The 15,290-nt window shown below is 73.7% G+C and carries 17 protein-coding genes; 8 read left to right on the top strand and 9 right to left on the bottom strand.

The genetic code is table 11. The features are described 5' to 3' along the window. Positions 1–110: 110 nt before the first annotated feature. Positions 111–899 (top strand): sporulation protein, encoded by a 789-nt coding sequence (locus ACTMS9_RS18140; protein WP_441165538.1) that lies wholly within the window; start codon positions 111–113, stop codon positions 897–899. A gap of 108 nt (positions 900–1,007) precedes the next feature. Here ACTMS9_RS18140 and dtd read toward each other — a convergent pair whose 3' ends face one another. Beyond that, the gene (gene dtd / locus ACTMS9_RS18135) at positions 1,008–1,430 is read right to left on the bottom strand and encodes a D-aminoacyl-tRNA deacylase (RefSeq protein WP_441165537.1); all 423 of its coding nucleotides are present in this window, start codon (positions 1,428–1,430) and stop codon (positions 1,008–1,010) included. A gap of 49 nt (positions 1,431–1,479) precedes the next feature. Next, complete coding sequence (locus ACTMS9_RS18130; protein WP_441165536.1) at positions 1,480–2,964, bottom strand: DUF7782 domain-containing protein; 1,485 nt, start codon at positions 2,962–2,964, stop codon at positions 1,480–1,482. A 188-nt stretch (positions 2,965–3,152) separates the two neighbouring features. Between ACTMS9_RS18130 and ACTMS9_RS18125 the strand changes: the two genes are divergently transcribed. Together ACTMS9_RS18125 and ACTMS9_RS18120 are read left to right on the top strand one after the other, a co-directional pair. Then, positions 3,153–4,373, top strand: a complete 1,221-nt coding sequence (locus tag ACTMS9_RS18125) for a S8 family peptidase (RefSeq protein ID WP_441144250.1) — start codon at positions 3,153–3,155, stop codon at positions 4,371–4,373. 195 nt (positions 4,374–4,568) lie between these two features. Next, on the top strand, positions 4,569–5,303 hold the full coding sequence (locus ACTMS9_RS18120) for a VOC family protein (protein ID WP_441144248.1): 735 nt from the start codon (positions 4,569–4,571) through the stop codon (positions 5,301–5,303). A gap of 56 nt (positions 5,304–5,359) precedes the next feature. Here the strand turns inward: ACTMS9_RS18120 and ACTMS9_RS18115 are convergent, their stop codons facing one another. From ACTMS9_RS18115 to ACTMS9_RS18105, 3 genes are all read right to left on the bottom strand, one after another. Next, positions 5,360–6,448 (bottom strand): ABC transporter ATP-binding protein, encoded by a 1,089-nt coding sequence (locus tag ACTMS9_RS18115; RefSeq protein WP_441144246.1) that lies wholly within the window; start codon positions 6,446–6,448, stop codon positions 5,360–5,362. Beyond that, on the bottom strand, positions 6,445–7,977 hold the full coding sequence (locus ACTMS9_RS18110) for an ABC transporter permease (protein ID WP_441144244.1): 1,533 nt from the start codon (positions 7,975–7,977) through the stop codon (positions 6,445–6,447). Before ACTMS9_RS18110 ends, ACTMS9_RS18115 begins: the two co-directional genes overlap by 4 nt. Before the next feature lie 71 nt (positions 7,978–8,048). Then, positions 8,049–9,107, bottom strand: coding sequence for an iron ABC transporter substrate-binding protein (locus tag ACTMS9_RS18105; protein ID WP_441144242.1), 1,059 nt, complete (start codon positions 9,105–9,107; stop codon positions 8,049–8,051). A gap of 143 nt (positions 9,108–9,250) precedes the next feature. Here ACTMS9_RS18105 and ACTMS9_RS18100 point away from each other — a divergent pair, with 143 nt between their 5' ends. Both ACTMS9_RS18100 and ACTMS9_RS18095 read left to right on the top strand, forming a co-directional pair. Beyond that, a complete protein-coding gene (locus ACTMS9_RS18100) occupies positions 9,251–9,826 on the top strand; it encodes an HhH-GPD-type base excision DNA repair protein (RefSeq protein ID WP_441144240.1) in 576 nt (191 codons plus the stop codon). Positions 9,827–9,851: 25 nt separating this feature from the next. Further along, entirely contained in the window at positions 9,852–11,087 is a 1,236-nt protein-coding gene (locus ACTMS9_RS18095; protein ID WP_441165535.1) for a low temperature requirement protein A, read from the top strand. Positions 11,088–11,094: 7 nt separating this feature from the next. Here the strand turns inward: ACTMS9_RS18095 and ACTMS9_RS18090 are convergent, their stop codons facing one another. Beyond that, a complete protein-coding gene (locus ACTMS9_RS18090) occupies positions 11,095–11,406 on the bottom strand; it encodes a hypothetical protein (RefSeq protein WP_154942855.1) in 312 nt (103 codons plus the stop codon). Between the two features lie 13 nt (positions 11,407–11,419). Beyond that, complete coding sequence (locus ACTMS9_RS18085) at positions 11,420–11,707, bottom strand: hypothetical protein (RefSeq protein ID WP_441144237.1); 288 nt, start codon at positions 11,705–11,707, stop codon at positions 11,420–11,422. Positions 11,708–11,813: 106 nt separating this feature from the next. Here ACTMS9_RS18085 and ACTMS9_RS18080 point away from each other — a divergent pair, with 106 nt between their 5' ends. Further along, positions 11,814–12,170 (top strand): DUF3099 domain-containing protein, encoded by a 357-nt coding sequence (locus ACTMS9_RS18080; RefSeq protein WP_441144235.1) that lies wholly within the window; start codon positions 11,814–11,816, stop codon positions 12,168–12,170. A gap of 52 nt (positions 12,171–12,222) precedes the next feature. Here ACTMS9_RS18080 and ACTMS9_RS18075 read toward each other — a convergent pair whose 3' ends face one another. Further along, complete coding sequence (locus ACTMS9_RS18075) at positions 12,223–13,122, bottom strand: carbohydrate kinase family protein (protein WP_441165534.1); 900 nt, start codon at positions 13,120–13,122, stop codon at positions 12,223–12,225. Next, positions 13,119–14,054, bottom strand: a complete 936-nt coding sequence (locus ACTMS9_RS18070; protein WP_154942857.1) for a pseudouridine-5'-phosphate glycosidase — start codon at positions 14,052–14,054, stop codon at positions 13,119–13,121. Before ACTMS9_RS18070 ends, ACTMS9_RS18075 begins: the two co-directional genes overlap by 4 nt. A gap of 88 nt (positions 14,055–14,142) precedes the next feature. Between ACTMS9_RS18070 and ACTMS9_RS18065 the strand changes: the two genes are divergently transcribed. Both ACTMS9_RS18065 and ACTMS9_RS18060 read left to right on the top strand, forming a co-directional pair. Then, positions 14,143–14,361: a DUF3039 domain-containing protein gene (locus ACTMS9_RS18065; protein WP_154942858.1), complete on the top strand. Its 219-nt coding sequence runs from the start codon at positions 14,143–14,145 to the stop codon at positions 14,359–14,361. A gap of 42 nt (positions 14,362–14,403) precedes the next feature. Then, positions 14,404–15,054 carry a trimeric intracellular cation channel family protein gene (locus ACTMS9_RS18060; protein WP_441165533.1) on the top strand — a complete coding sequence of 217 codons (651 nt, stop codon included), beginning with the start codon at positions 14,404–14,406 and terminating at the stop codon, positions 15,052–15,054. Positions 15,055–15,290: the final 236 nt, after the last annotated feature.

Here is a 15,290-nt window from a genome sequence, read left to right as displayed (position 1 = left end):
CAGCAATCCGGCCGGTTGCCGGGTGTCGTCGCCCGGTCCGCTTGCCAGCGACGGTTACCGTGCCAGCGGTCGGCCACCGGGGCTGACCGCAACAGGCGACGGAGGACGTGGTGGTCTTCAAGCGGCTCATGCAGGCGATGGGTGTGGGTGGTCCCTCGGTGGAAACCGTGCTGGCCAACCCGAACTGCCGTCCGGGCGGTCAACTGGAGGGACGGATCCAGGTGGCCGGCGGGGACCACCAGGTGGACGTCTCCTATGTGGCCCTCGGCCTGGTCACCCGGGTCGAGGTGGAGGGCGCCGACTCCGAGTACGACACCACGCAGGAGTTCGGCCGCCGCCAGGTCACCGGCCCGTTCCGGCTGGAGCCCGGCCAGCGGTACGACATCCCGTTCCGTTTCGACGTGCCCTGGGAGACCCCGCTGACCGACCTGTACGGGCAGCACCTGCACGGGATGACGATGGGTCTGCGTACCGAGCTGGAGGTGGCGCGGGCCGTCGACAAGGGCGACCTGGACCCGGTGGCGGTGCACCCGTTGCCGGCGCAGGAGCGGCTGCTGGAGGCGCTGCTGCGGCTGGGCTTCCGGTTCGCCCGGGCCGACGTCGAGCGGGGGCACATCTACGGCGTACGGCAGAGCCTGCCGTTCTACCAGGAGATCGAGTTCCACCCGGCGCCGCAGTACGCCCGCGCAATCAACCAGCTGGAGCTGACCTTCATCAGCGACCCGCAGCAGACCCAGGTGGTGCTGGAGATGGACAAGCGGGGCGGCATCCTCACCGAGGGCCGCGACGCCTTCGGCCGCTTCATCGTCGACCACGCCACCCTGGAGCGCACCGACTGGGCCGCCCAGCTCGACGGCTGGCTCCGCCAGTCCATCCAACGCCGCGGCCTCTTCTTCTGACCCCCACCCCCGGCCCGCCCGGTGCCGGTGATCAAGAAGCTTGCGTCAGAAAAGCCGGCTCGGCTGACGCAAACTTCTTGATCAACTAGGTGGCAGCGGGGGCGGGGTTCAGAGGTCGAGGAGGAGGGTGCGGGGGCCGATGTTGACGCTCTCCACCAGCATGTGGGCGCGGAAGCGGCCCGTCTCGACCTTGGCGCCGCGGTCGCGGAGCGCCTCCACCACCGCCGTCACCAGGGGTTCGGCGAGCTCCGCCGGGGCGGCGGCGGTCCAGCTCGGACGCCTGCCCTTGCGGGCATCGCCGTAGAGGGTGAACTGGCTGACCACCAGGATCGGGGCGCCGGTGTCGGCGGCGCTGCGATCGTCGTCGAGGATGCGCAGCTCGTGGATCTTGCGGGCCATCGTCTCCGCCACCTGCGGCGTGTCGGCGTGCGTCACGCCGAGCAGCACCAGCAGCCCGTCGTCGATCTGGCCGACCACCGCGCCGTCGACGGTCACGCTCGCCCGGCCGACCGTCTGCACCACCGCCTGCATCAGCGGACCCCCCTTCGGCCGCCTCCCGGCATTGCCGGCGCGACCCGCGTCACGGCGTCACCGGCTGGATGATGCCGCGTTCGATCAGGTGCGCCACGATCGGGCCGGCCGCCTCGGCCAGCTCCTGCGGGGTGACGTCGTGCGCGGCGGCCAGCAGGGCGAGCTGGTCGCGCAGCGCCAGCCGGCCGTCGCAGCCGCCGACCAGCGCCAGCACCAGCGGGTCGACCTCCTCGCTCCAGCGCAGCCCGTGCGGCATCGTGAGGACCTGCCGGTCCACCGCCCACCCCTCGTCGCCCATGGTGGCCTCCTGGCGCAGCTGGAGCCCCTCGGCGGCCCGGTAGCGCTCGGCGAGCAGCCCGTCGGTGTCGCGTACCCGGAGGAAGTCCTGGCGGTCGAACCAGATGGCTACCTGGTCGCCCATCGGCGGTTCCACCCGCTGGCGCAGGTCCTCGACCCGGACCACCGGGTCGGCGTGCCCGGACCGGCGCAGCGACACGATGCCGAAGCCGATCGCCTCCACCTTGTGCGCGTCGAACCAGTCCAGCCAGGCCGCCATCCGCTGCGGGTCGGTCGCCTCGCCGACGTCGGTGAGCCAGAGGTTGACGTACGCCATCGGGTCGGCCACCTCGCGCTGGATCACCCAGGCGTCCAGGCCGGTACCCGCGAACCAGCCGGTCACCCGCTCGTGCCACTCCTCGCCGGCCACGTGCACCCAGTTCGCCAGGTACTGCATGGTGCCGCCCTCGGTGAGCAGGCCCGGCGCGGCGGCGGCCAGCTCGGCGCCGATCGCGTCGCCGACCCGCCCGGAGTCGCGGTAGACGTGGGTGGTGGTGCCCGGGCCGACCACGAACGGTGGATTGCTCACCACCAGGTCGAAGCGGCGTCCGGCGACCGGGGCGACCAGGTCGCCGCGGAGCAGCTCCCAGTCCTGGCCGTTGAGCGCGGCGGTGGTGGCGGCGAAGCGCAGCGCCCGCTCGGAGACGTCGGTGGCGGTGACCCGGCGGGCGTGGGTGGCCAGGTGCAGCGCCTGGACGCCGGAGCCGGTGCCCAGGTCCAGCGCGGTCTGCACCGGCCGCCGGACGGTGGCGCCGATCAGCGTCTGGGTGGCGCCGCCGATGCCGAGCACGTGTTCGCTGTGCAGCGGCCGGCCGGGGCGGGCGCTGGCCGGCACGTCGGCGAGGACCCACCAGTCGTCCCCGTACGGTTCCAGGTCGACGCCGGCGCGCAGGCCGTCGCCGTGCCGTTCGACCAGCCCGCCGGCGAGCGCCTCGGCGAGGTCCAGCGGGGCGAGCGCGGCGGCGACCGCCGCCTCGGGCTCGGTCTGGTCGCAGATGAAGACCCGGATCAGCGTGGCGAGCGGATCGCGGTCCTCGGTGGCGCGCAGGGCGGCGCGGAAGTCGTTGCGGGCCACCCCGCCGGTGGCCTGCGCGCCGAGCCGGCCGGCGATCCCGTTCGAGGTGAAGTCCGCCCGGGTCAGCGCGGTGCGCAGCGCCTCGACGCCGGCGGGGGAGAGCAGCATGTCGTGTCGTTCCACGTCGCCATCCTGCCCCCCGACGGCGGTCGATCGGCCGGCACCCGCGACATCCATACCGCGAGCTGTATTGATTGGTCGTTATCTCTTTTATGGCCATCAATGTATGGCTAGCATCTGCCCCAACATCCGTCGATGGGCGTCCCGGCGGCCACCAGCCTGCCCGGGGCGCACCGGTAGGGAGTCAGACGATGTCAGCTCTGCCCGTCCCCCGGCGCCGCGCGATCCGCGCCCTCGCCGTCACGGCCGCCGCGGCGGCGCTCTCCGTCGCCGCGTCCACCCCCGCCCTCGCCGCCCCCACCGGGGAGGTCCGCGGCGCGTCCGCGCCCGGCGCGATCAGCGGCAGCTACCTGGTCGTGCTGCGGACCGACGCGGTCGGCGCCGCGAACACCCTCGCCGCCCGCACCGCCGTGCCGGACCGCGCCGCCACCCTCGCCAAGCGGTACGGCGGCAGCGTCGCCGACGTCTACAGCGCCGCCCTCACCGGCTTCAGCGCGAAGATGAGCGCCGGCCAGGCCCGCCGGCTCGCCGCCGACCCGACCGTCGCCTACGTCGAGCAGGACCGGGTGGTCACCGTCCAGGGCACCCAGGCCAACCCGCCGTGGGGCCTGGACCGGATCGACCAGCGCAGCCTGCCGCTCAACGCCAGCTACACGTACCCGAACACGGCCTCCAACGTCCGGGCGTACATCATCGACACCGGGATCCGGACCACCCATACCGACTTCGGTGGCCGGGCCAGCTGGGGCACCAACACCGTCGACAGCAACAACACCGACTGCAACGGCCACGGCACCCACGTCGCCGGCACCGTCGGCGGCAACCGGTACGGCGTGGCGAAGGCCGTCCGCCTGATCGCGGTGAAGGTGCTCAACTGCTCGGGCAGCGGCAGCACCACCGGCGTGGTGAGCGGCATCAACTGGGTGACCGCCAACGCGGTCAAGCCGGCGGTGGCCAACATGAGCCTCGGCGGCGGCGCCAGCTCCGCCATCGACAACGCGGTGACCAACTCGGTCAACTCGGGCGTCACGTACGCGGTGGCGGCCGGCAACTCCAGCGCCAACGCCTGCGGCTACTCGCCCGCCCGGGCCGCCGCCGCGATCACCGTCGGCGCCACCACCAGCAGCGACGCCCGCGCGTCCTACTCCAACTACGGCTCCTGCGTGGACATCTTCGCGCCGGGGTCGAGCATCCTGTCCGCCTGGCGGACCAGCGACACCGCCTCCAACACCATCAGCGGCACCTCGATGGCCTCGCCGCACGTGGCCGGCGCCGCGGCGCTGGTGCTCTCGGCCAACCCGTCGTACACCCCGGCGCAGGTGGCCAGCTACCTGACCACCAACGCCACCACCGGCAGGGTGACCAACCCGGGCACGGGCTCGCCGAACCGGCTGCTCTTCGTCGTCAACTGACGGCACCGTCCGGCGCGGTCCGGTGGACCCCACCCCTGTCCACCGGGCCGCGTCCCGTGCGCCAGGGCCTGTGTCGAAGTCGGTCACAGCCACTCGTTGATCACGGCCCCTCGCCATATGCCGATCTTCGACACGCCGAACGATCACTCCGGTTCGGGCACCACGGCCGACTCGACAAGCCCTAGCATCGCCGGCATGGCAACGCGGCTGGTTCAAATCAACATGAAGGCTCGGGACGACTCCGCGCTGGGCGGATTCTGGGCGGAGGCGCTCGGCTGGGGAGTCTCCAGCGAGGGACCCGGCGTGACCAACCTCGAACCCGAGGGCTTCGTCTACCCCGACCCCGTCGCTGTCTGCCTCGACCTCATCGTCTCCCCGGAACCCAAGACGGTGAAGAACCGCGTGCACGTCGACCTCGCCACCACCTCGGCGGCCCATCAGGCGGAGCTGGTCACGCGCCTGAAGGATCTCGGCGCAACACCTGCCGACGTAGGCCAGGGCGACGTCCCATGGACGGTCATGGCCGACCCGGAGGGCAACGAGTTCTGCGTGCTGGACCCCCGACCGCTCTACCGAGACACCGGACCGATCGCCGCGGTAGTGGTCGACTGCGCGGATCCGCGAGCCATGGCCCGCTTCTGGGGCGAGGCCATGGACTGGGCCCTGCACGAGGTGACCGACCACAGGGCGGTACTGCGCTCCGCCAAGGGCGTCGGCCCATATCTGCAGTTCCTCCGCACACCCGACGTGAAGACCGGGTGGAACCGCGTCCATCTCGACGTCCGCCCATACCCAGGTGACGACCTGGAGGCCGAGGCGGCCAGACTGCGGACGCTCGGCGCCACCGCCATCGACCTGGACCACGATGTCCCGTGGACCGTCCTCGCAGACCCGGAAGGCAACGAGTTCTGCCTCCTCACCCCAGGCTGACCCGAACCCTCGTCAGCCGCTCACCACGGCCACCAGCCCGGACTCTGCGACGCGCGCTAGGCGACCGGATGCACGGGACGCGGGTCCGCCACCGCGGCCGGGGCCGGCACCGGCGTCGCCGGCCAGGCCCGGACCGTCCCGTCGACGCGGACCGCCACCTCGGCGCCGACCTCGACGGGGTCGGTCCCGTCAAAGACCCGGGCGGTGACCCGGGTGTCGTCGGCCAGCCGGAGGGCGACCAGCGCGTCGTGACCGTGGAAGTCGTGCCGCAGCACGGTGGCGGTCACCGCGTCGGTGCCCGACGCGGGAGCCAGGCGCAGTTGCTCCGGACGGACCAGCACGGTGACCGGGCCGTCGGCCGTCGGGCCGGCGATCGGCAGCGTGCCCAGCGGCGTGCGGGCAGCCCCGGCGGCGGCGACCGCCGGCAGCAGCACCGCGTCGCCGACGAACCCGGCCACCCACTGGTCGGCCGGCTCCCGGTAGAGCGTGCCCGGCGCGGCGGACTGCACCACCCGCCCGGACCGCAGCACCACCACCCGGTCCGCCACCGACAGGGCCTCGCCCTGGTCGTGGGTGACCAGCACGGCGGTCGCCCCGTCGGCCCGCAGCGCCTCCCGGACGTCGTGCCGCAGCCCGGCGCGCAGCCCGGCGTCGAGCGCGCTGAACGGCTCGTCGAGCAGCACCAGCGACGGGCGCGGCGCCAGCGCCCGGGCCACCGCGACCCGCTGCTGCTGGCCGCCGGAGAGCTGGTGCGGCATCCGATCGCCGTACCCGGCGAGCCCGACCAGGGCCAGCACCTCGTCGACCCGGTCGCCCCGCCGGTCGGCGCGGTCCAGCCCGTAGGAGATGTTCGCCGCGACGGTGAGGTGCGGGAAGAGGGCGCCCTCCTGCGGCACCACGGCGATCCGGCGGCGGTGCGCCGGCAGGTGCCGACCGGGGCCGGCCACTTCGCGCCCGTCCACCCGGATCGCTCCCGCGTCCAGGCGTTCGAAGCCGGCCAGGCAGCGCAGCAGGGTGGTCTTGCCACAGCCGGACGGGCCGAGGACGGCGGTCAGCGCGCCCGCCGGGACGGTCAGGTCCACGCCGTCCAGCGCGGTCACCGGGCCGTACCGCTTGACGACGCCGGTCAGCACCACCTCGCTCATCGGTCCTCCTTGTCGAGCAGGCCGCCCCGGGCGACCAGCCACCAGGTGGGCAGCGCCGAGATGACCACCAGCAGCGCCGCGTAGGGGGCGGCGGCCGCGTACGCCCCGACGGAGGTCGCCGTCCACAGCTCGGTGGCCAGGGTGTCGGTGCCGGTGGGGCGCAGCAGCAGGGTGGCCGGAAGTTCCTTCATGCCGGTGAGGAAGACCAGCGCCGCCCCCGCCCCGATCCCGGGCAGGGTCAGCGGCAGGGTGACCGTGCGCAGCACGGCCAGCGGCCCGCGCCCCAGCGAGCGGGCCACCTCCTCCAGGGCGGGTGGGGCCTGGGCGGCGGCACCGGCCACCGCGCCGACGGCCAGCGGCAGGAAGAGCGTCGCGTAGGCCAGCGCCAGCAGCCACGGGGTCTGGTACAGCGGATATGCGACGCTGATGCCGAAGAAGATCAGCGACAGCCCGATCACCACGCCGGGCAGGGCGTGGGCCAGGTAGGCGAGCCGGTCCAGCACGGTGGCCAGCGGGCCGGGGGCGCGTGCGGTGAGCAGCCCCAGCGGCAGGGCCAGCAGCATGGTCAGCGCGGCGCCGGCCAGCGACAGCCAGAGCGAGTTGCCGGCGGCCGTGGCGACCTCGCCGAGCGCGCCGGGCCGGGACACCCCGCTGACCAACCGACGGGCCAGGCTGAGCGCCGGCACGCCGAGCGCCAGCGCGGCCACCGCGAGCAGCGCGGCGAGCGCGGGCCGGCGGGCCGGACCGAGGCGCAGCCGGGCGGCGGGGCGGCGAGCGCCGCCGAGCCGGGCGTACCGGGCGCCGCGCCGGCGGGTGGCGGTCTCCCCGGCCAGCAGCAGCACGGTCAGCGCCACCAGCACGCTGGAGAGCACCAGCGCGCCGGTGCGGTCGAAGCCCAGGTCGAAGGCGATGAAGATGGCCCGGGTGAAGGTGTCGGCGCGCAGGATCGACACCGCGCCGAAGTCGGCCAGCACGTAGAGCGCGACCAGCAGCGCCCCGGCGGCGGTCGCCGGCCGGATCTGGCGCAGCGTGACGTCGGTGAAGGTGCGCCAGCCGCCCCGGCCCAGCGAGCGGGAGACCTCCTCCTGCGCCGGGTCGGCGCCGCGCAGCGCCGCCGCGACCGGCAGGAAGACGTACGGGTACGAGCAGAGGGTCAGCACCAGCGCGGCCGGCCAGAAGCCCTCCAGCCGGTCGAACAGCGAGACCCAGGCGAACGCGGCGATGTAGGTGGGCACGGCCAGCGGCAGCGCGGCGAGCACCGCGAAGGCGCGCCGGCCGGGCAGGTCGGTCCGGGTCACCAGCCAGGCGGCGCCGACGCCGAGCAGCACGCAGGCGGTGGTGACCACGGCGGCCAGAGCGAGGCTGCGGAGCGCCAGCAGCCCGACCCGCTCGGTCCACAGCTCGGCGACGACCCGGTCGGCGCCCGCCTCCCCCGTGCGTACCGCGAGGTAGACCAGGGGGATCAGGGCCACGGCGACCGCGGCGGTCGAGGCCGCGAGCAGCGCCGGGCGCGGCGCCAGCCGGCGCAACGACCCCGGTACGCCGAAGCGGGCCGGCCCGGAACGGGCCGGCCCTGCCTCGGGCGTGGTGGTCGGGGCGGTCAGGGTACGAGCCCCGAGTCCTTGATCAGGCCGATCGTGGCGTCCAGGGTGTCCAGGTCGTTCAGATCGATGTCCGGGGTGTCCAGCTCCGCCAGCGGCGGCACGCCGGCCGGGGTGCCGGCCCCGGTGACCACCGGGTACTCGAAGGTCTGCTCGGCGAAGTACTGCTGCGACTCCGGGCCGAGCAGGAAGTCCACAAAGGCCTTGGTGTCCGGGTCCTCGGCGGACCGCTTGAGCACACCGACGCCGGCGACGTTGACCAGGGCGCCGGTGTCGCCGCCGGGGAAGAAGTGCAGCTTGGCCTTGAGCGCGTCCGGGGTGGTGCCCTTCTCCTTGGCCACCTCGCCCAGGTAGTAGTGGTTCACCAGGCCGACCTGGATGCTGCCCTTGTCGATCTCCTCGACGATCTTGATGTTGTTGTCCCGGATCTGCGGCTCGTTGGCCTTGAGGCCGGCGAGGAAGTCCTTCGCCTTCTGGTCGCCGTGCTGCACCCGGATCGCGGTGACGAACGCCTGGAACGAGGCGTTGGTCGGGGCGACGCCGATCTTGCCCTTCCACTTCGGGTCGGTCAGCGCGAAGACCGACGTCGGCAGCTCGGCGGCGGGCACGCTGTCGGCGTTGTACGCAAGTACCCGGGCGCGGGCGCTGACGCCCACCCACTGGCCGGTGCGGGCCCGGTAGCTCTGCGGCACCCTGTCCAGTGCGGCGGCGGGCAGCGGGGCGAACATGTCCCGCTTGGCGACCGCGCCGAGGGCGCCGGCGTCCTGGGCGAAGAACGCGTCGGCCGGCGACTTGCCGCCCTCCTCGACCAGCTGGGCGGCGAGCTGGGCGGTGGTGGCGTAGCGGGTCTTGATGGTGATGCCGGTCTGCTGGCTGAACTTGTCGAGCAGCGGCTTGACCAGGGCCTCGTTGCGGCCGCTGTAGACGGTGATGGTCTTGTCGCCGGGCTTGCCCGGGTCGGCGGCGTCGTCCTCGCCGGACCCGCAGGCGACCAGGCCGAACGAGAGCAGGCCGGCGGCGACGGTGACCGCGAGGGACCTGCGGGCGGGAACGGGCACGGCGGCACTCCTTCGGCTCCGGCCGGCGGGCCCTCCGCCGACGCGAAGAAGTTAGCACAGGCTAACCTTGGTGTCCCTGTGGGTCCGGCGCCCGCTCGGGGAGTCGGCAACGCGCCCGTCGCGCCGACCGGCAGGATGGGCGCATGACGCTCTCGCTGCCCATCGACCCCGAGGCCAACCGGCTGCTGGAGCGCAGCCCGCTGGCCCTGCTGACCGGCATGGTCCTCGACCAGCAGATCCCGCTCGAGAAGGCGTTCACCTCGCCGTACGTGCTGGCGCAGCGGCTGGGGCACGAGCCGGACGCCCGGGAGCTGGCCGGGTACGACCCCGAGGCGCTGGTCGAGATCTTCGCCCGGCCACCGGCGCTGCACCGCTTCCCGAAGGCGATGGCGGGCCGGGTCCAGCAGGTGTGCCAGGTGCTCGTCGACCGGTACGACGGCGACGCCGCCCGGCTCTGGTCGGACGCCGCCGACGGGCGGGAGCTGCTGCGCCGCATCGGCGAGCTGCCCGGTTTCGGCAAGCAGAAGGCGCAGATCTTCGTCGCCCTGCTCGGCAAGCGGTACGACGTGCGCCCGGACGGCTGGCGGGAGGCCGCCGGCGGGTACGGCGAACCGGACGCGTACCGGTCGGTGGCCGACATCACCGACCCGGAGTCGCTGCGCCGGGTGCGCGAGTTCAAGCAGCAGATGAAGGCGGCGGCCAAGGGGGCCAAAACCTGACCCGGCCGTCCTTCCGTGCGCCATCGTGAGTGCGTCGGGCGACGACGGCGGGCGGGGGATGGCGGCGCAACCGGGGAAGCAGTTCCTCCGCGGCGAGGAGACCTCGCCGCGGGCGACCTTCCTGGAGCTTTTCTTCGACGTCGCCTTCGTCTTCGCGCTCACCCGGGTGTCGAACCGGCTGGTCAACGACTTCACGGTGGAGCGGCGGCTCTTCCTGCCCGAGGCGGGGCAGACGCTGCTGCTCCTGCTCGCCCTCTGGTTCGTGTGGTCGCTGACCACGTGGACGACGAGCCGCTACAACCCCGATCTGCCGGCTCTCCAGCTGGTCGTGGCCGGTTCGATGTTCGGCAGCATGGTGATGGCGGTGTCGCTGCCGGAGGCGTTCGACACCCGTGGTCTCTCCTTCGCGGTCGGCTACGTCGCCGTCCAGGTGGGCCGCCCGCTCGTCCTCACCGTGGTGATGCGGGGTCATCGGGAGCGGCACGTCGCCGGGCGCATCCTCGCCTGGTCGGTGGTGGCGGGGGTGCCGTGGATCGCCGGAGCGATCCTGCACGACGACGCCCGCGGAGCGCTGTGGACCGTCGCGGTGATCATCGACTACGGTGCGGGGCGGCTGGGCTGGCCGCTGCCGGGACGCGGCCGTTTGCCCGCCTCCTCCTGGACGGTCACCGGTGAGCATCTGGCCGAGCGCTACCAGCAGTTCATCATCATCGCGCTGGGGGAGATGATCCTCATCAGCGGATTCACGCTGAGCGGGAGCGAGTTCACCTCAGCGCGGTGGGTCGCCTTCGCCATCACGTTCGCCACCACGGCGCTGCTCTGGCGCATCTACTTCTACCGGGCCGGTACGGTGCTGGCGGACGCGGTGGCCGGGTCGGCCCGGCCGGGGCGGCTCGCCGAGTCGGCGACGTACACCCACCTGGTCATGGTGGCCGGCATCGTCGCCTCCGCCGTCGGCTACGAGCTCGTCATCGCCCACCCCGGCGGGCACACCGACCCGGCCTGGCTCACCGTGATCATCGGCGGCCCGGCGCTCTTCGTGGTCGGTCGGGCGCGCTTCGAGTACGAGGTGTTCGGACGGGTGTCCCGGTCCCGGCTGCTGGGGCTGGTCGTGCTGGTGGCGATGGTGCCGCTGATGACGCGGCTGCCCCCGCTGGCGGTCGCCGCGGCCACCTCGACGGTGGTGGCGGGAATCGCGCTGGCAGACGCGCTGCGGGCGCGCGGCCGTCCGCCCGAGCAGCCCTCGCCGCCACCGTTGTGACGGACGGTCAGGCGGCGGTCGGGCGGGACAGCGAGGCCAGTGCCCGCCGTACGTCGGCGAGGGAGACGGTGGCGGAGTCGTCCAGGTCCGCCAGCCCGGCCTCGATCCACTGCCGCATCAGCGTGGTGACGCCGATGCCCCGGGCCTCGGCGGCCGCCCGGACCCGCTCGTAGGTCTCCAGCGGCAGGCGTACCGAGCGGCTGACCATCGGCACGTCGCTGTCGGGGGTGGGCAGCTCCACCGGCTGGCTCTCGTCGATCAGCTCGGCGAACGCGTCGTCGCCACCGTGGAACCGCTTGGTCGCGTCGTCACGGTTCATCGTGACCGCCTCCTCATCGGCGATCCCTCCGCACGGCCTCGTCGTAGCGCTTGGTCTCGACGTCGCTCAGGTCGCGGGCGGAGAGGATGTCCCAGTCGTTGTCGGTGCCGTCGGCCTCGGCGAGCAGCACGGCCAGCCGCCTGCCGCGGCGGTTCGCCGCGTAGACGACCATGACGTCGTCGCCCAGGTGCCGGATCACCCGGCGGGTGCTGTGCAGGGCTTCCCAGACTTCCCCGGGTGTGACGTCGTAGACCCGCAGGTTGGTCAACGCCTCGTCGGTGAAGCTGAAGCGGTTGCCCACGGGCGGAGCGTACCACGGGCGTAACACGCACTGGGACGAGTCGATTTTCGCTGATCACGGCCCGGGAGTGACAGGATGGGTCGTAATCCCCTCGAGGAGGTCCGTGGTGAAGCGTCAGGCGTACCAGCCGATTCTGATCACCGACGCCTCGCGCAGCCAGGACGACCAGCTCACCAGTCGGCAGAAGCGGTACGTGCTGATGATGGGCATCCGGGTGGCCTGCGTGATCGCCGGTGCGATCCTGGTCGGCGCGAAGGCCCCGCTGCTCTGGCTCTGGCTGCCGCTGTGCGCCGTCGGGATGGTGCTCATCCCGTGGCTGGCGGTGCTGCTGGCCAACGACCGCCCGCCGAAGGAGCAGCACCGGCTGGCGGGGAAGTTCCAGCCCAGGATGCGCGACGAGACCCCGCCGATGAGCCTGACCGCCGAGGAGCGGCCGCACAAGATCATCGACGTCGAACCCTGACCGTCGGGCGCCGGACCCGGCAGATCCGGCGCCCCCTGCCGGTGCGTTCGGGTCAGCCCGTCGGGCGGGCGCCCACCGTCGAGACGGCCAGCGCCCCGAGATCGCCGGCCCGGCCCAGCGCCGCCCGCGGCTCCGCGCCGCCCAGCCAGGCGGTCAGCAGGCCCGCCGCGAAGGCGTCCCCGGCGCCGGTGACGTCGACCACCGCGACCCGCCGGGCGGGCGCCACGCTCACCGTCGCGCTCCGGTCGACCCAGACCGCCCCGGCCTCGCCCCGCTTCACCACCACCCGCCGGGCCGACACCGACAGCGCCCGCGCCTGCGCCCCCGGGTCCAGCCCGCCGGCGAGCACCCCGGCCTCGTCCGCGTTGACCAGGAGCAGGTCGACGTCGCGTACCCAGGACAGGAAGGCCGCCGCGCCGACCCGCCGCAGCGGCGCCGCGGACGCCGCGTCGACGCTGGTGGTGAGCCCGCGCGCGCGGGCGGCGGCCAACGCCGCCAGCCCGGCCGGCCGCGACGCGGCGTCCAGCAGGCAGTACCCGGACAGGTGCAGGTGCGCGGCGTCCGGCGCCGCGGCCAGCGTCCGCTCGACGTGCTCGACGGTCAGCCGCAGGTTCGCGCCGCGTTCGGTGACCATCGTGCGTTCCCCGGCGGTGGCCAGCACGATCACCGTGCCGGTGGCGCAGCCCGGATGCACCTCGACGGCGCACTCCACGCCGACCCGCTCCAGCTCGGCCACCCGGTCCCGCCCGGCGCTGTCGTCGCCGACCGCGCCCACCAGCGTCACCGGCACGCCCTGTGCCGCGATCCACGCCGCGGTGTTGGCCGCCTGGCCACCCCCGCTGACCTGGATCGTCGCCGGGGTGTCCGAGCCGGTGGCCAGCGGCCCGGCCAGCACCGCCACCACATCGGTGATCAGGTCACCGACCACGACCACCCGGGACGGGCCGGTCATGCCGGCGCGTCGGTGCGCAGGGCGGCCGCGGCGACGGCGATCCGGGCGGCCAGGTCGGCGTTGCGCAGGATGATCCGCACGTTCACCGCCAGGCTGGCGCCCTCGGTGGCCGAGTGGAAGTGGGCCAGCAGGAACGGGGTCACCGCCTTGCCGGTCACCCCCTCGCGGCCCAGCCGGGCGAGGCCCTCGGCGAGGGTCCGGTCGTGCAGCGCCGGGTCGAGCTGCTCGTCGGTCGGGAGCGGGTTGGCCACGATCAGCCCGCCGCCGTGCACCCCCTGCTGCTCCCGGGCGGCCAGCACGTCCGCCACCTGCTCTGGGGAGTCCACCGACCAGTCCAGGTCGAAGCCGGCGTCGGTGAGGTAGAAGCCGGGGAACCGCCGGGTGCGGTAGCCGACCACGCCCACGCCGAGGGTCTCCAGTCGCTCCAGCGTCGCGCCCACGTCGAGGATCGACTTCACCCCGGCGCAGACCACCGCGATCGGCGTCCGGGCCAGGGTCACCAGGTCGGCGGACTCGTCGAAGGTCTGCGCCGCCTCCCGGTGCACGCCGCCCAGCCCGCCGGTGGCGAAGACACCGATCCCGGCCGCCGCGGCGACCGCGCTGGTGGCGGCCACCGTGGTGGCGCCGTCCGCGCCGGTGGCGGCGGCCACCGCCAGATCGCGTACGGAGAGTTTGCTCACTCCGTCGACGGTGGCGAGCCGGGTGAGCTGGGCGTCGTCGAGCCCCACCACCAGTTCGCCGCCGACCATTCCGATGGTGGCCGGGACCGCGCCGGCCTCCCGTACGGCCCGCTCGATCTGGCGGGCCACTCGCAGGTTGTCCGGTCGGGGCAGACCGTGCGAGACGATGGTGCTCTCCAGGGCGACGACCGGTCGACCGTCACGCAGGGCGTCGGCGACCTCAGCGCCGAGACGGGTGTGAAAGTTGGTCACCTCCGTTACCGTACGGGCCGCCCTCGGGTGGGCTGCGGTGGACCGTCCCCAACCGACCTGCCAAACTAAAAAGTTGGAGGTGTCAACAGTGAGCACACAGATTCTCGAACGCCCGGAGCTGAAGGACGCGGACACCGGTCCGGAGATGTTCCACTACGTCCGCAAGGAGAAGATCGCCGAAAGTGCCGTCATGGGCACCTACGTGGTGGCGCTCTGCGGCGAGACGTTCCCGGTGACCAAGGCCGCCAAGCCCGGCTCGCCGGTCTGCCCGAAGTGCAAGGAGATCTACGACTCGTACGGTGAGTGATCCGCGGCGGCCGGCCCGGCCGCCCCCGTACCCTTCGGCGGTGTGACGACCTCCACCGCCCTGCTCTTCGCCGACCTGACCGGGGTGGCCGTCTTCGCCGCCTCCGGGGCCTCCGCGGCGGTGGCCAAACGGCTCGACCTCTTCGGCGTCGTCTTCGTCGGCTTCGTGGCCGCCCTCGGCGGCGGGATCTTCCGTGACCTGGCCATCGACGAGGTGCCCCCGCTGGCCTTCGCCGACTGGCGGTACGCCACCACCGCCGCGGTGACCGCCGCCGCCGTCTTCTGGCTGCACCCGCAGCTGGCCCGGCTGCGCACCACCGTGCTGGTGCTGGACGCGGCGGGCCTGGCGCTGTTCACCGTCACCGGCACGCTCAAGGCACTCGACGCCCACGTGCCGCCGGTCGGCGCCTGCGTGATCGGCATGCTCACCGCCATCGGCGGCGGGCTGGGCCGGGACCTGCTCACCGCCGAGATCCCGGTGGTGCTGCGCCGGGAGATCTACGCGGTGGCCGCGCTGGCCGGCGCGGTCGCGGTGGCCCTGCTCGACGCCACCGGACGCGCCGGCACGGCGCCGCTGACCGCCGCCGCCCTGCTGGTCTTCGCGCTGCGGCTGGTGGCGCTGCGGCGGCGCTGGTCGGCCCCGGTGGCCACGGTGCGATCCCCGAAGACCGGGGTCCGCGGCCCCCAGACCTGACCACCCGCTCGCGCCTCCCTTTCACCCTCGCCCCGCCCCGCGCGCTTTGCGGCGTGTCGGGGTGTCCCCGGGCCGGGATGCCGCGACATGCCGCAAACCGCGTCGGACTGGCCTCGCCGCCGGTGCCGGACAGCGAGTCGCGCCCCGGCCGCTCGGTTTGCGGCGGGTCGGGGTGTCCCCGGATCGGGACGGCGCGACACGCCGCAAACCGCGTCGGGCGGGGAACGGGCGGGGGT

It is taken from the genome of Micromonospora sp. L31 (assembly GCF_052068075.1).
Taxonomy (GTDB): Bacteria; Actinomycetota; Actinomycetes; order Mycobacteriales; family Micromonosporaceae; genus Micromonospora; species Micromonospora purpureochromogenes.
The sequence above is the reverse complement of the archived record's forward strand: the minus strand, read 5'-3'. Positions and strand labels throughout refer to the sequence as shown.

Coding starts and splice junctions, on each gene's coding strand:
- dtd (WP_441165537.1), bottom strand. CDS start 1,430: ATGCAGGCGGTGGTGCAGACGGTCGGCCGGGCGAGCGTGACCGTCGAC.
- ACTMS9_RS18125 (WP_441144250.1), top strand. CDS start 3,153: ATGTCAGCTCTGCCCGTCCCCCGGCGCCGCGCGATCCGCGCCCTCGCC.
- ACTMS9_RS18120 (WP_441144248.1), top strand. CDS start 4,569: ATGGCAACGCGGCTGGTTCAAATCAACATGAAGGCTCGGGACGACTCC.
- ACTMS9_RS18115 (WP_441144246.1), bottom strand. CDS start 6,448: ATGAGCGAGGTGGTGCTGACCGGCGTCGTCAAGCGGTACGGCCCGGTG.
- ACTMS9_RS18100 (WP_441144240.1), top strand. CDS start 9,251: ATGACGCTCTCGCTGCCCATCGACCCCGAGGCCAACCGGCTGCTGGAG.
- ACTMS9_RS18090 (WP_154942855.1), bottom strand. CDS start 11,406: ATGAACCGTGACGACGCGACCAAGCGGTTCCACGGTGGCGACGACGCG.
- ACTMS9_RS18075 (WP_441165534.1), bottom strand. CDS start 13,122: ATGACCGGCCCGTCCCGGGTGGTCGTGGTCGGTGACCTGATCACCGAT.